12 protein-coding genes are annotated in these 13037 nt (G+C 64.1%); 4 read left to right on the top strand and 8 right to left on the bottom strand.

All coding sequences use genetic code 11. From position 1 onward, the window contains the following. Nucleotides 1-165 precede the first annotated feature (165 nt). Entirely contained in the window at nucleotides 166-786 is a 621-nt protein-coding gene (locus tag RBJ75_RS09175; RefSeq protein WP_044418418.1) for a class I SAM-dependent methyltransferase, read from the top strand. Nucleotides 787-918: 132 nt separating this feature from the next. Here the strand turns inward: RBJ75_RS09175 and groL are convergent, their stop codons facing one another. Further along, entirely contained in the window at nucleotides 919-2559 is a 1641-nt protein-coding gene (gene groL / locus RBJ75_RS09170) for a chaperonin GroEL (RefSeq protein ID WP_276156937.1), read from the bottom strand. 149 nt (nucleotides 2560-2708) lie between these two features. Continuing rightward, entirely contained in the window at nucleotides 2709-3026 is a 318-nt protein-coding gene (locus RBJ75_RS09165; protein WP_044408613.1) for a co-chaperone GroES, read from the bottom strand. 413 nt (nucleotides 3027-3439) lie between these two features. On the opposite strand from RBJ75_RS09165, the gene RBJ75_RS09160 reads away from it, so the two are divergent. From RBJ75_RS09160 to RBJ75_RS09150, 3 genes are all read left to right on the top strand, one after another. Next, entirely contained in the window at nucleotides 3440-3724 is a 285-nt protein-coding gene (locus tag RBJ75_RS09160) for an usg protein (RefSeq protein WP_044408616.1), read from the top strand. A gap of 257 nt (nucleotides 3725-3981) precedes the next feature. After that, nucleotides 3982-4512 (top strand): cupin domain-containing protein, encoded by a 531-nt coding sequence (locus RBJ75_RS09155; protein ID WP_052628876.1) that lies wholly within the window; start codon nucleotides 3982-3984, stop codon nucleotides 4510-4512. A gap of 219 nt (nucleotides 4513-4731) precedes the next feature. Continuing rightward, nucleotides 4732-6261 carry an amidase family protein gene (locus RBJ75_RS09150; protein ID WP_044408619.1) on the top strand — a complete coding sequence of 510 codons (1530 nt, stop codon included), beginning with the start codon at nucleotides 4732-4734 and terminating at the stop codon, nucleotides 6259-6261. A gap of 8 nt (nucleotides 6262-6269) precedes the next feature. Here the strand turns inward: RBJ75_RS09150 and RBJ75_RS09145 are convergent, their stop codons facing one another. From RBJ75_RS09145 to RBJ75_RS09120, 6 genes are all read right to left on the bottom strand, one after another. After that, nucleotides 6270-7520 carry a NupC/NupG family nucleoside CNT transporter gene (locus RBJ75_RS09145; RefSeq protein WP_044408621.1) on the bottom strand — a complete coding sequence of 417 codons (1251 nt, stop codon included), beginning with the start codon at nucleotides 7518-7520 and terminating at the stop codon, nucleotides 6270-6272. Between the two features lie 114 nt (nucleotides 7521-7634). Beyond that, a complete protein-coding gene (locus RBJ75_RS09140; protein WP_044408624.1) occupies nucleotides 7635-8396 on the bottom strand; it encodes an SDR family oxidoreductase in 762 nt (253 codons plus the stop codon). 149 nt (nucleotides 8397-8545) lie between these two features. Further along, nucleotides 8546-9292 (bottom strand): peptidase, encoded by a 747-nt coding sequence (locus tag RBJ75_RS09135; RefSeq protein WP_044408627.1) that lies wholly within the window; start codon nucleotides 9290-9292, stop codon nucleotides 8546-8548. Nucleotides 9293-9437: 145 nt separating this feature from the next. Further along, nucleotides 9438-10283, bottom strand: a complete 846-nt coding sequence (locus tag RBJ75_RS09130) for a transglutaminase domain-containing protein (protein WP_044408630.1) — start codon at nucleotides 10281-10283, stop codon at nucleotides 9438-9440. A 36-nt stretch (nucleotides 10284-10319) separates the two neighbouring features. Further along, complete coding sequence (locus tag RBJ75_RS09125) at nucleotides 10320-11267, bottom strand: alpha-E domain-containing protein (protein WP_044408632.1); 948 nt, start codon at nucleotides 11265-11267, stop codon at nucleotides 10320-10322. Between the two features lie 155 nt (nucleotides 11268-11422). Then, a complete protein-coding gene (locus RBJ75_RS09120) occupies nucleotides 11423-12841 on the bottom strand; it encodes a circularly permuted type 2 ATP-grasp protein (RefSeq protein WP_044408635.1) in 1419 nt (472 codons plus the stop codon). Nucleotides 12842-13037: the final 196 nt, after the last annotated feature.

Below are 13037 nucleotides of genomic sequence, written 5' to 3'. Positions count from 1 at the left end.
GCGGACGGCCATCGTAAGGCGGATTGCGCTCCGCTAATCCGACTTACGGGCTGCGCTGTCTTGCAGAACGGGTTGAGCGGCGCGATACCCGCGCGAGGGGCTTGCGATGTGATGGGTTTCGCGAAAAGATCCACCCATCGCTGCGGGTAACCGGCCAGTTGATCAATGACAACGAATCCGAAAGACTTGGTAGCGCGAGGGTATGACGCGATTGCCGAAACCTATCTCGACCGCTTCTCATCATCCAACGTGCGAGACGCGTGGTTAAACGAACTTATTGCGGCCCTGCCACCAAAGTCAAAAGTCCTGGACTTGGGATGTGGCGCCGGGATTCCTGTCGCCGAACGATTGTGCCTCGCCGGTCACGCCGTAACTGGGGTGGACAGTTCTGCTCGGCAAATTGAGATCGCGCGGGAGCGAGTTCATCGCGCCGCTTTCCTGCAAAGCGATATGATGACGGTGGACTTGCCCGTCTCGTCATTTGATGGGGTTGCGGCGTTCTATTCGATCACGCACGTTGCGGCGACTGAGCAAGGGTTACTGCTGAGGCGAATTAGCGAATGGCTCAAACCGGCCGGGCTGTTTGTCGGCAGTTTTGGTACGGGGAGTGCGCATGACTGGGTTGGTAAATGGCTCGGTACGGAGATGTTCTTTAGTCACAACAGCGATGCGGTAACGTTCGATTTCGTGCGCCAGGCCGGTCTTCAGATGGTTCGGGCGGAGGTCGTTCAGCAAGACAATGAAGACGCCCGCTTCCTATGGATCGTTGCTCGCAAGGTGAGTTGACTGTGTCGCGCGCAGCGCTTCGTTGCGGCCATGGATGGTAACGACGACAGCCTCGTCTCCTCCAAACAAAAACCCCGGCGTTTCCGCCGGGGTTTTGCATTTGATAGTTCGCTTTCGCGAAGGTGGCCTGGATCAGAAATCCATGCCGCCCATGCCGCCGCCCGGAGGCATGCCGCCGCCGGCGTTGCCCTTCTTGGGCAGTTCGGCGATCATGGCTTCGGTGGTGATCAGCAGAGCCGCGACGGAAGCCGCGTTCTGGATCGCCGCACGGACGACCTTGGTCGGGTCGATGATGCCCTTCTTGACCATGTCGCCATATTCGCCGGTCTGGCTGTCGAACCCGTAATTATATTGGTCCTTCTCCAGCACCTTGCCGACGATGACGCTGCCGTCCTCGCCTGCGTTGATGGCGATCTGGCGAGCGGGCCAGGACAGCGCCTTGCGGACGATCTCGACGCCGGTCTTCTGGTCGTCGTTCTGGGTCTTGATCTTCTTCAGCTGCTCGGAAGCGCGCAGCAGAGCGACACCGCCGCCCGGGACGATGCCTTCCTCGACAGCGGCGCGGGTCGCATGCATCGCGTCGTCGACGCGGTCCTTGCGCTCCTTGACTTCGACTTCGGTGGCGCCGCCGACGCGGATGACGGCCACGCCGCCGGCCAGCTTGGCAAGACGCTCCTGCAGCTTCTCACGGTCGTAGTCCGAGGTGGTTTCCTCGATCTGCGCCTTGATCTGCGCCACGCGGGCTTCGATGTCGGCCTTCTTGCCGGCGCCGTTGACGATCGTGGTGTTCTCCTTGTCGATCATCACCTTCTTGGCCTTGCCGAGCATGGCGAGGGTGACGTTCTCCATCTTGATGCCGAGATCTTCCGAGATCGCCTGGCCGCCGGTCAGGATCGCGATGTCCTGCAGCATGGCCTTGCGGCGATCGCCGAAGCCCGGCGCCTTGACGGCGGCGACCTTCAGACCGCCACGCAGGCGGTTGACCACCAGGGTGGCAAGCGCCTCGCCTTCAACGTCTTCCGCAACGATCACCAGCGGCTTGCCGGTCTGCACCACGGCTTCCAACAGCGGCAGCAGCTCGTTCAGGTTGGAGAGCTTCTTCTCGTTGATCAGGATGTAGGCGTCGTCGAATTCAACGCGCATCTTGTCGGCGTTGGTGACGAAGTAGGGCGAGATGTAGCCGCGGTCGAACTGCATGCCTTCGACGACGTCGAGCTCGGTCTCAAGCGACTTGGCTTCCTCGACGGTGATGACACCCTCGTTGCCGACCTTCTTCATCGCGTCGGCGAGGAACTTGCCGATTTCGCTGTCGCCATTGGCCGAGATGGTGCCGACCTGGGCGATCTCCTCGTTCGAGGTGACCTTCTTGGAATTCTTGACGAGGTCGGCGACCACGGCTTCCACCGCCAGGTCGATGCCGCGCTTCAGATCCATCGGGTTCATACCGGCGGCAACCGACTTGGCGCCTTCACGGACGATCGCGGCGGCCAGAACGGTCGCGGTGGTGGTGCCGTCGCCGGCGAGGTCGGCGGACTTCGAGGCCACTTCGCGCACCATCTGGGCGCCCATGTTCTCGAACTTGTCCTCGAGCTCGATCTCCTTGGCGACGGTGACGCCGTCCTTGGTGATGCGGGGCGCGCCGAACGACTTGTCGAGCACGACGTTGCGGCCCTTGGGGCCGAGCGTCACCTTGACGGCGTTGGCGAGAATGTCGACGCCGCGCAGCATGCGATCGCGAGCGTCGACGCCGAATTTGACTTCTTTAGCTGACATATGTGTTTCCTTGGGTTCGACTTGGATGCCTCATCCTGAGGAGCGGACCTCTTGGTCCGCGTCTCGAAGGATGAGAGTTCAAAACATCTGCCCTCGTCCTTCGAGACGCCGGCTGCGCCGGCTCCTCAGGATGAGGGCGCGTGTGGCGCTTAGGCCGCCTTCTTCTTGGCGGGCGCGACGTCGGTGAGGACGCCCATGATGTCGCTTTCCTTCATGATCAGCAGCTCTTCACCGTCGAGCTTGACCTCGGTGCCGGACCATTTGCCGAACAGCACGCGGTCGCCGACCTTGAGATCGATCGGGATCAGCTTGCCGGCTTCGTCGCGGCCGCCCGGGCCAACAGCGGTGATTTCGCCCTGGGAGGGCTTTTCCTTGGCGCTGTCGGGGATGATGATACCGCCAGCGCTTTTGGCCTCGGCGTCGATGCGCTTGACTACAACGCGGTCGTGCAGCGGACGGAATTTCATGCAAGTCCTCCTAAGTTTCTGAAGATATTCGAGTTTTTGAAATTGGCAGTCGCGCCCGGCGAGTGCCAGGGCGATGGTCTGGAGATAAGCCAGAGTTGAGGTGGGAACAAGCCCTGATAGCAGAAAAATTAGCACTCAAATAGGGCGGCTGCCAGATTTCGCCGGCACTCTTAATGCCACCCGGCTGGTATTAGCACTGGCGCTAAGTCGCTGCTAACGCTGAATTATTCAACACATCGTTAAACTTTTAGGCTTGTGATGGGTTACTTGGCTGCGTCACATTTGGAACATCGCGGGTGGAGCGAGGTGGCTTCCGGTTCGCCCCGCCGCGATCGGGCAACGGCATCGGGCTCATTCGAACGGCAAGACCGGACACCACTTTTGCTGAATGCGCTCGACCCACGGAGGTTGGCATGGTCGGAAAGGGTGAAGTTTCTGAAGATTTCAGGAAACAGGTGCTCGGCTATGGGCTGACGACGGCGGAGATTCTGTACCGCCGCCCCGGTCGGCACTGGCTGCTGCAAAGCTATGTCTGGCAGAATTACGATCTGTTTCCCAAATTTCCGGCGCTGAAGGATTTTCTGGCGTTCTGGGAGAAGGAGCTGGAAGGGCCGCTGGTCTCCGTCACCGTGGCGCACAGCAAGCTGATCAAGCCGGCCGAGCTGCGCGCCATTGACGGCGTCTTCCGGCTGCATTGAGGGCGATCCCCGATCTGACGAATTGCCGTCGTCATCGCCAGCGGCTAACCTCACCAAGCGGCGCAGCATCCCGAGCAACGGGGGCGCGCCGCGAGGGGGAGAAACAGATGGCATCCGCAGGTTTTCGCGCGACCAAGGCAGCGACGGGCCCGGCCAGATCCGGTTCGGCGTCGGCCGCCAAGGCCAGGTCAAAGACCAAGTCCGAGTCCAAGGCCAATTCCAAGATCAATCCCAACACCAAGGCAGCCGTGAAATCGATGGCCAAGCTGGTCGGCAAGTCGGCGGTCCGCTCGAAGGCCATTCCCCAGGCCAAATCGGCCGCCAAGACTCCCGCGAAGCCTGCGGCCAAAACCGCCGCCAACTCCGAAGCCAAGCCCGCAGCCGCGCCAGCGCGTCTGAAGCAGCGCGTCGCGATCAGCCATCTGCGCGAGGATTCCTTCGTCGCCAATGGTCTGCGCGCCTATGCGCAATATCGCGACCTCGGCATCGCCCGCGCCAGCCATGGCATGGTCCAGGCCCATGTGATCCGGCTGGTCGGACCGTGCAACCCGGCCGAGGTTTCCAAGCTGCATTTCCACGATGTCGACTTCCAGATGGTCTATGTGCTGAGCGGCTGGGTGAAGGCCGATCTCGAAGGCCACGGCGAGATCCTGATGCGCGAAGGCAGCTGCTGGACCCAGCCGCCGCGGATCCGGCACAAGATCAATGATTACTCCGACGATTGCGAATTGCTGGAAGTAATCCTGCCGGCGGAGTTCGACACCGTGGAATTGACGGCGAACAAATAGGCGCGACGCCGGTTTCGAAGGCGAGTGCTGCTGTCCCATCCACCTCGACACCGTGGCCCAGCGCCCTTACCGTGCAGCGCCGGTAACGAGAGGTGTGATGTGAGCAAAAAGACTGTCGCGAAAAGAACTGTCGCCAAGAAGACTCAAGCCAAGAACGCTTCAGCCCTAAAGACTTCAGCCAAAAAGCTTTCGACCAAGAAGGCCTCAGCCAAAAACACCGTGAGCACGAAGAAGACCCGCGCCACGCCGGCGGCGAAGAAACGGGCAGCGCCGGTCGGCCGCGCCAGCACAGCCAAACGGGCCGCACCGCGTGCCGCCAAGCTGCGGCCGCCGAAGGGGCCGGTCTGGCAATGGTCGGCAGTGGACACCGCGGCGGCGATTCGCGCCGGCGTAATTTCCTCGGTCGAGGTCGTCTCGGCCCATATCGCGCGGATGCACGCGGTCAATCCGGCGCTCAATGCGGTCGTGGTCGATCTGTCGGAGCAGGCGCTCACGGCGGCCAAAGCCGCTGACCGCGCCAGGCCGGGGAAGGCCGGCTTCGGGCCGTTGCACGGCGTGCCGATCACCATCAAGGAGAACGTCGACTATGACGGCCGGCCCAACCCCAATGGCGTCGCCGCGCAGATGCAGATCATCGCGCCATCGGACGCCCCGGTGGTGCGCAATCTGAAAAAGGCCGGCGCCATCGTCCTCGGCCTGACCAACACGCCAGAATTTTCCTTCCGCGCCTTCACCGACAATCCGCTGCACGGGCTGACGCTCAATCCCTGGAGTGCCGACATCACCTGCGGCGGCTCCTCGGGCGGCGCCGGCTCCGCGGTGGCATCCGGCATCGGCACCATCGCGCATGGCAACGACATCGGCGGCTCACTGCGCTGGCCGGCGCATTGCAACGGCATCGCCACCATCAAGCCGACCCAGGGCCGCATCCCGGCCTATAACGAGAGTGCCGCGGCGGAGCGGCCGATGCTGTCGCATCTGATGTCCGGGCAGGGCCCACTGGCGCGCAGCGTCGGCGATGTCCGGCTCGGGCTCGAGGTGATGAGCCAGCGCGATCCGCGCGATCCGTGGTGGGTGCCGGCGCCGCTACAGGGGCCGAAGCCGAAGGGACCGATCAAGGTCGCGCTGGCGAAACTGCCGGCCGATATGGACGTCGATCCCTCGGTGCGCGCCGCGCTGCGGCAGGCCGCCGATCATCTGGAGCGCGGCGGCTATCGGGTCAGCGAGGTCGAGGTCCCGGACATCAACGGGGTGTGGCAGAACTGGTGCGACATCATCACCAATGAAGTCATGGTGATGCAGGAAGCCGGGATGCTGGCGGTGACCTCCGAGGATTTCCGCACCGCCTGGACCGGCATGAAGGCCAAGGCCAATGTGCTCGACATGGCGGGCTGGATGCGCGCCACCGCGGCGCGCAACGGCCATATCCGCGCCTGGCAAATGTTCTTCGAGGATTATCCGGTGGTGCTGGCGCCGACCACGGTGAAGCCGACGCCGGGCCCGCGCGAAGACGCCATCAGCGCCGAGCGCGTGCGCGAGATCTTCTGGAACGATCTGCGCTTCATCTCGGCGATCAACGTGCTGGGCCTGCCGGGCGCCGTGGTGCCGGTGGGGCTACACGACGGCAAGCCGATCGGCGTGCAGCTGATCGCCGGGCGCTATCGCGAGGATCTGGCGCTCGACGCCGCCGCCACGATCGAGAAGCGGGCCGGCATGTTGGTGCGGCAATTGTGGGAACGGATGGGATAGCGCCGGCGCTATGTCAGCACGCCGACCACCGCGCCCATCAGGCAGGTGGTCAGCGTGCCGGACACGATCGATTTGAGGCCGAGCGCCGCGATCTCCTCGCGGCGCTGCGGCGCCATCGTTGAAAGCCCGCCGATCATGATGCCGAGGCTGCCGAAATTGGCGAAGCCGCATAGCGCATAGAGCATGATCAGCCGCGAGCGCGGATCGAGCGCGTCGGCCGGCAGTTTCGAAAATTCCACATAGGCGATCAGCTCGTTGAGCACGGTCTTGATCCCCATCAGCGACCCGGCGGTGACCGCCTGATCCCATGGCAGGCCGAGCATCCAGCACACCGGTGCCATCGCGTAGCCGAGCAGCCGCTGCAGCGAGATCGGCGCGCCATGGAAATCCGGCAGCAGGCCCAGCACCGCATTGGCGAGATAGACCAGTGCCACCAGCACGATCAGCATCGCCACGATGTTGAGGAGCAATTCGAGCCCGGCTGTGGTGCCCTTGACGATGGCGTCCATGGTGCTGGAGGCGATCATTCCGGGATCGTCGAGCGCGCCGCCGGTGCGCTTGGGCGCGGTCTCCGGCACCATGATCAGGCTGATCAGGATAGCGGCCGGCGCGCCCAGCACCGAGGCGATGACGAAATGCGCCGCGGCGTCGGGCAGCACCGGCGCCAGTAGCGTGGCGTAGAGCACCAGCACGGTGCCGGCGATCCCCGCCATGCCGCCGGTCATCACCAGGAACAATTCGCTGCGGCTGAGCTGGCCGAGATAGGGCCGGATGAACAGCGGCGCCTCGACCATGCCGAGAAACACGTTCGCAGCGGTCGACAGCCCGACCGCGCCGCCGACGCCGAGCGTGCGTTCCAAGAGCCAGGCCATGCCGTGCACGATCGGCGGCAGGATCTTCCAGTAGAACAGCAGCGTGGTTAGCACGCTCATCACCAGCACGATCGGCAGCGCCTGGAACGCGAGGATGAATGCAGCGCCCGGCGCCTTGGGGTCGAACGGCAGCGCGCCGCCGCCGAGATAGCCGAACACGAAGCTGGTGCCGGCGCGGCTGGCCTGCGAGATCACGCCGACGGCGTCGTTGATGGCGCCGAAGGCGTGGGCGACCATCGGCAGCTTGAGCAGGATCGCGGCGGTCAGGAAGGTGACGACAAGGCCGATCGCGACCTGCTTGACCGAGACATGGCTGCGATGCTCGCCGAAGGTCCAGGCGAGCATCAACAGCGCGAATACGCCAAACGCCGATTGCAGCTGAAGCATGAGTCCCCCGAGGCCGGAGGACGAGTATGACACGATCACCCGGCAGGCAAGTCAGCCGATCGGATCAGGCGGCCGGGCCGCCGGATCGGGTTCGTTGACGACCGCAGCGATGGCTCAGCCGCGCCCGACGAATGGCATCTTGGTCGCCATCACGGTCATGAACAGCACGTTGGCGTCGAGCGGGAGGCCGGCCATATAGGCCACTGCGTCGCCGACGGCTTTGGCGTCCATCCGCGGCTCCTGCTTGCTGGTTCCGTCCGGCTGCAGCACGCCGGGGCCGTCAACCATGCGGTCGGTCATCGGCGTCGCCGCATTGCCGATATCGATCTGGCCGACCGCGATGTCATAGGCGCGGCCGTCGAGATTGGATGATTTGGTCAGCCCGGTGATGGCGTGTTTGGTCGAGGTGTAGGCCGCCGACAATGGCCGCGGCGCATGCGCCGAGATCGAGCCGTTGTTGATGATGCGGCCGCCGCGCGGGGTCTGGTCTTTCATGATGCGGAAGGCGTGCTGGGTGCACAGAAACGGCGCGGTGAGATTGGTGTCGACCACGGCCTGCCATTGCGCCAACGTCAGATCCTCGAATGGCAGCGGCGGCGCGCCGATCCCCGCATTGTTGAACAATAGATCGAGCCGGCCGAATTTCTCCACCGTGGTGGCGAACAGCGCGGCGATCGAGGCCGGGTCGGCCATGTCGGCGGTGACCGGCAGGCTGGTGCCGAAGGCCTCGCCGAGCTTCTGGGTTTCCTGCAGCAGCGCCAGCCGGCGGCCGGCCAGCACCACCGTAAAGCCGGCCTGCAGCAGCGCCAATGCGGCGGCGCGGCCGACCCCGGTGCCGGCGCCGGTGACGATTGCGATTCTGGTGGCCGCTGCCATGGTGTCTCTCCCCGGTGTTTCTTGCTTGATGCGCCGTCTTGCTTGGCGCGATCGTAATGGCTGGCAACCGCTTCAACAAGCCGCGGTGTTTTCGCTATGTGCGCCCCGGATGACGGCGGGATAGGTCGCTCCGCCCGAACGACGGAGTCCTAGTCGTCCTTCTTGTAGGGCGGGCGCGGGATGTTCTTGTGGGCCTGGCGTAGCGCCGCCGACCAGCGCGAGCGCAGATCGTGGAAATACGGCTCGCCGGCCTCGATGCGGTGGTTGAGATCGGCGTCGTAGACGTCGGTGCGCACCACCAGCACGTCGATCGGCATGCCGACGCCGAGATTGGAGCGCATCGTCGAATCCATCGAGATCAGGCTGGTCTTCAGCGCCTCATATAATTCGACGTCGTAATGCATCGCGCGGTCGAGCACCGGCTTGCCGTATTTGTGCTCGCCGATCTGCAGATAGGGCGTATCGGTGGTGCATTCGATGAAATTGCCGGCTGGATAGATCATGAACAGCCGCATCCGGCCGCCCTTGATCTGACCGCCGAATAGGAACGCAACCTCGAAATTGATCTCCTCGGCCTTCAACGCCTCGGCCTCGGTGGCGTTGACGTGGCGGATGGCTCGGCCGATCCGCTGCGCGCCTTGAAACATCGTCGGCGCATTCATCAGGGTCTCGACCTCGCCGCTGGTCTCGTCCTTGATGCCCTCGATCAGCGTCGACAGCACCGACTGGCTGATCGCCAGATTGCCGGCGCTGGCCACCGCCATGATCCGCTCGCCGGGCTTGCTGAAGACGTGCAGCTTGCGGAAGGTCGAGACGTTATCGAGCCCGGCATTGGTGCGGGTATCGGCGATCATCACCAGCCCGTCACGCACCAGAACTCCACAGCAATAGGTCATGTCGGTCCTCGAAACGCGGCGATGATGGGGGATGGGGGCCGCAACCTGCGTCGGTCGGCCAGCTTGGCGACACTAGTCAATTCGCCGGAGTCGTCCAGCCCCCACAGCCCGCGCGCTGGCGCGGGCCGGGCGCCGTGGTCCGGCGTCAGCTCTGCGACTGGCTTTGCCATTTTCCCGGCCGGCCGCTGGCCTGATCGACCTTGACGGTCACCGTCAGGGTCTCGGTGCCGCCGCCATAGCGCGTGCCGCGCACCGGCGCGGCGCCGAGATAATCGAGGCCGATGGCGACGCGGGCATGGGCGTCGGTGGTGCAGATCGCATTGGCCGGGTCGAAGCCGATCCAGCCCAGCACCGGGACATGGGCCTCGGCCCAGGCGTGGCCGGCCTGCTGATCCACCATGCCGTCGGCGCGCAGGAAATGCCCGGCGACGAAGCGCGCCGGCACGCCGGCGGACCGGGCGCAGGCGATGAAGATATGGGCGTAGTCCTGGCACACCCCGCGACGCAGCGCGAAGGCTTCGGCCGCCGAGGTGCCGGAATTGGTCGGGTCGCCGTCGAAGGTCATGTGCTCGTTGATCTGCATCATCAGCGCGTGCAGGAAGCCGAGCACGTCGTCTCCGGTCGCGGCGCGCAGGTCGCGCGCAAAGGCCGCCATCGTCGGATTGAGTTCGGTCAGCGGCGTCGCGCGCAGAAAGAATCGCGGCGGAAACCGCTCCTCGGTGCCCTTCAGGATGCCGCCGGTGTCCTGGGTCTCGATCAGCCCCTCGACGCTGATGGTGAGGTCGCTGGTCGGGCCGATGGTCAGCACATGGGTGATGTTGCCGAAGGCGTCGTCATGGACGTCGAGCCGGGAATCGGTGGAGACGTCGATCTGCCAGTCGGCGATGTATTGGCCGTCGTGACTGCCGGGCGTCATCCGCAGAATCTGGATGACGCCGGTGGCCGGCGGCTCATACCGATAGGTCGTCGTATGGGCAATTCGCAGGCGCATGGCGTCGGCAATCCGGTTGGGGTGTGTCAGCTTAGCTCAGATCAGATATTGCTTGGCGATGATTTCGCCGAGCCGGCTGTTATCCAGGATGAATTCCTGGATGAATTCGTGCACGCCGCGCTGGAAGATGTCATCCAGATGGCTGTGTTCCAGCCGGTTGCGGACGCCGCGGGCGTGGCGCTGCGCCGGCCCCTGGCGACCATAGGCGACGCCGATCTTGTCAAGATTGCGCACCAGATTGCCATAGCAGGAGGCCAGCGAGCGCGGCAGCGTGTCGTTGAGGATCAGCAGGTCGGCGATCAGCCACGGCTTCAGCGTCTCGCGATAGACCCAGTGATAGGCCGTCAACGCCGAGACCGAGCGCAGGATCGAGGTCCACTGATAATAATCCAGCGGGCCGCCGACATGCTCCTCCTCGGGCAGCAGGACGTGATATTTGACGTCGAGAATGCGGGCGGTGTTGTCGGCGCGCTCCAGGTGCAGGCCGAGCCGGGAGAACCAGTAATTGTCGTTGCGCAGCATGGTGCGGTAGGCCGAACCGTCGAAGCGCAGCGAGATCTCCTGCACGAAGCGCAGGAACTTGGTCAGCTCCTCGCGGGTCTTGGCGCCTTTGCCCCAAGTCTCCTGCAGGTCGATCCAGGCGCCGTTGATGGTGTCCCACATCGCGCCGGTCAGCGCGGTGCGCACCGCGCGCGAATTTTGCCGCGCGTTCTCGATGCAATTGCGGATCGAGGACGGGTTGGCGGTGGAAAACGACAGATACTCCACCACATTGGCTTCGCTGGCCTCGTCATAGAGGCTGTAGAAGCCGGTGCTGACGCCGGCGGTCAGCAGCGCCGAATCCCATTCATTGCCCTGGCTCCCCGTATAGGCATTCGGCAGCGCGGCGACGCGCAACGTCGCCTCGATGGTGCGCGCCAGATATTCGGCGCGTTCGACATAGCGGGCCAGCCAGAACAGGTTTTCAGCGGTGCGCGACAGCATGTTAGCTTTTTCTCCCTCCCCCCTTGCGGGGGAGGGTTGGGGTGGGGGGTGGCAACAAGCAATGCATCGGATGTCGACCCCCACCCCCGACCCCTCCCCGCAAAGGGGAGGGGAGCCGGCAGTGGGTGCCGCGCATCCGAGTCATCGCCGCGAACTTACTCATCCAAAATCCACGTGTCCTTGGTGCCGCCGCCCTGGCTCGAATTGACCACCAGCGAGCCTTCCTGCAGCGCCACGCGGGTCAGGCCGCCGGGGACGACGGTGACGTGCTTGCTGCCGGTCAGCACGAAGGGGCGCAGATCGACATGGCGCGGGGCGAGGCCGGAGGCAGTGCAGGTCGGGCAGGTGGACAGCGCCAGCGTCGGCTGGGCGATGAAGCCTTCCGGTTCGCGCTTGAGCTTGTCGCGGAACGCCTCGATGGTGGCCTTGGTGGCGGCCGGGCCGATCAGCATGCCATAGCCGCCCGAGCCGTGGACTTCCTTGACCACCAGCTCGCCGAGATGATCGAGCACGTAAGCCAGATCAGTCGGCTCGCGGCAGCGCCAAGTCTGCACATTCTTCAGGATCGGCTCTTCGCCGAGATAGAATTTCACGATCTCCGGCATGTAGCTGTAGACCGCCTTGTCGTCGGCGATGCCGGTGCCGACCGCGTTGGCCAGGGTCACATTGCCGGCCATATAGGCCGACATCAGGCCCGGCACGCCGAGCGCCGAATCCGGGCGGAAGGTCAAGGGATCGAGGAAGTCGTCGTCGACCCGGCGGTAGATCACATCGACCCGCTTCAGCCCCTCGGTGGTGCGCATGAACACCTCGTCGTTCTTGACGATGAGGTCGCGGCCCTCGACCAGCTCGACGCCGAGCTTGTCGGCCAGGAACGAGTGCTCGTAATAGGCCGAGTTGTAGATCCCGGGGGTCATCAGCGCCGCGGTGGGTTCGGACGACGCATGCACCGGCGCCACCGAGCGCAGCGTGGTGAGCAATTCGTCCGGATAGCGCTCCACCGGCGCGACGCGGTGCCGCGAGAACAGGTCCGGAAACAGCCGCATCATGATTTCGCGGTTTTCCAGCATATAGGACACCCCTGACGGGGTTCTGGCATTGTCCTCCAGCACGTAGAAATTCTCGGCGTCGACCCGGACCACGTCGATGCCGGCGATATGGACATAGACGTCGTGCGGCACGTCCTGGCCGTTCATTTCCGGCCGGAACACCGGGTTCTGGAAGATCAGATCGTCGGGAATCAGCTTGGCGCGCAGGATGTCGCGGCCATGATAGATGTCGCGCAGGAACATGTTGATGGCGCGGGTGCGCTGCTTCAGCCCGGATTCCAGCAAGGTCCATTCCTTGCCGGAGATGATTCGCGGGATCACGTCGAAGGGGATCAGCCGCTCCTGGGCCTCGGCGTCGCCATAGACCGCGAAGGTGATGCCGATGCGGCGGAACAGCAATTCCGCCTCGTGGCGCCGATGTTCCAAAGCGTCAGGCGGCGTATCGGCCAGCCAGCGGGACAATTCCTGATAGGCGGAGCGAAACTCGCCATCGGGGCCATTCATTTCGTCGAACGCGACTGCCATTTAACCTGACTGCTTCCAAGTGGTCCTGCAATAGAGTGCAGCACGGAATAGGATGGTAGCAAGGCCCACGCCACCGCGATATGCAATGGCCGAAGACTTTTGACTAACGCGCTTGCTGCAGTTGCCCGAAAAACGGGCGATCGCCTGCTTATTTCAGTGGCAAGCCTCACAAATGCAGGGCATTCCGTGATATTCG

It is taken from the genome of Rhodopseudomonas sp. BAL398 (genome assembly GCF_033001325.1).
In the GTDB taxonomy this organism is placed as follows: Bacteria; Pseudomonadota; Alphaproteobacteria; order Rhizobiales; family Xanthobacteraceae; genus JARJEH01.
The sequence above is the reverse complement of the archived record's forward strand: the minus strand, read 5'-3'. Positions and strand labels throughout refer to the sequence as shown.

Coding starts and splice junctions, on each gene's coding strand:
- RBJ75_RS09125 (WP_044408632.1), bottom strand. CDS start 11,267: ATGCTGTCGCGCACCGCTGAAAACCTGTTCTGGCTGGCCCGCTATGTC.
- RBJ75_RS09175 (WP_044418418.1), top strand. CDS start 166: ATGACAACGAATCCGAAAGACTTGGTAGCGCGAGGGTATGACGCGATT.
- RBJ75_RS09135 (WP_044408627.1), bottom strand. CDS start 9,292: ATGACCTATTGCTGTGGAGTTCTGGTGCGTGACGGGCTGGTGATGATC.
- RBJ75_RS09145 (WP_044408621.1), bottom strand. CDS start 7,520: ATGCTTCAGCTGCAATCGGCGTTTGGCGTATTCGCGCTGTTGATGCTC.
- RBJ75_RS09120 (WP_044408635.1), bottom strand. CDS start 12,841: ATGGCAGTCGCGTTCGACGAAATGAATGGCCCCGATGGCGAGTTTCGC.
- RBJ75_RS09130 (WP_044408630.1), bottom strand. CDS start 10,283: ATGCGCCTGCGAATTGCCCATACGACGACCTATCGGTATGAGCCGCCG.
- RBJ75_RS09160 (WP_044408616.1), top strand. CDS start 3,440: ATGGTCGGAAAGGGTGAAGTTTCTGAAGATTTCAGGAAACAGGTGCTC.
- RBJ75_RS09140 (WP_044408624.1), bottom strand. CDS start 8,396: ATGGCAGCGGCCACCAGAATCGCAATCGTCACCGGCGCCGGCACCGGG.
- RBJ75_RS09165 (WP_044408613.1), bottom strand. CDS start 3,026: ATGAAATTCCGTCCGCTGCACGACCGCGTTGTAGTCAAGCGCATCGAC.
- RBJ75_RS09155 (WP_052628876.1), top strand. CDS start 3,982: ATGGCCAAGCTGGTCGGCAAGTCGGCGGTCCGCTCGAAGGCCATTCCC.
- groL (WP_276156937.1), bottom strand. CDS start 2,559: ATGTCAGCTAAAGAAGTCAAATTCGGCGTCGACGCTCGCGATCGCATG.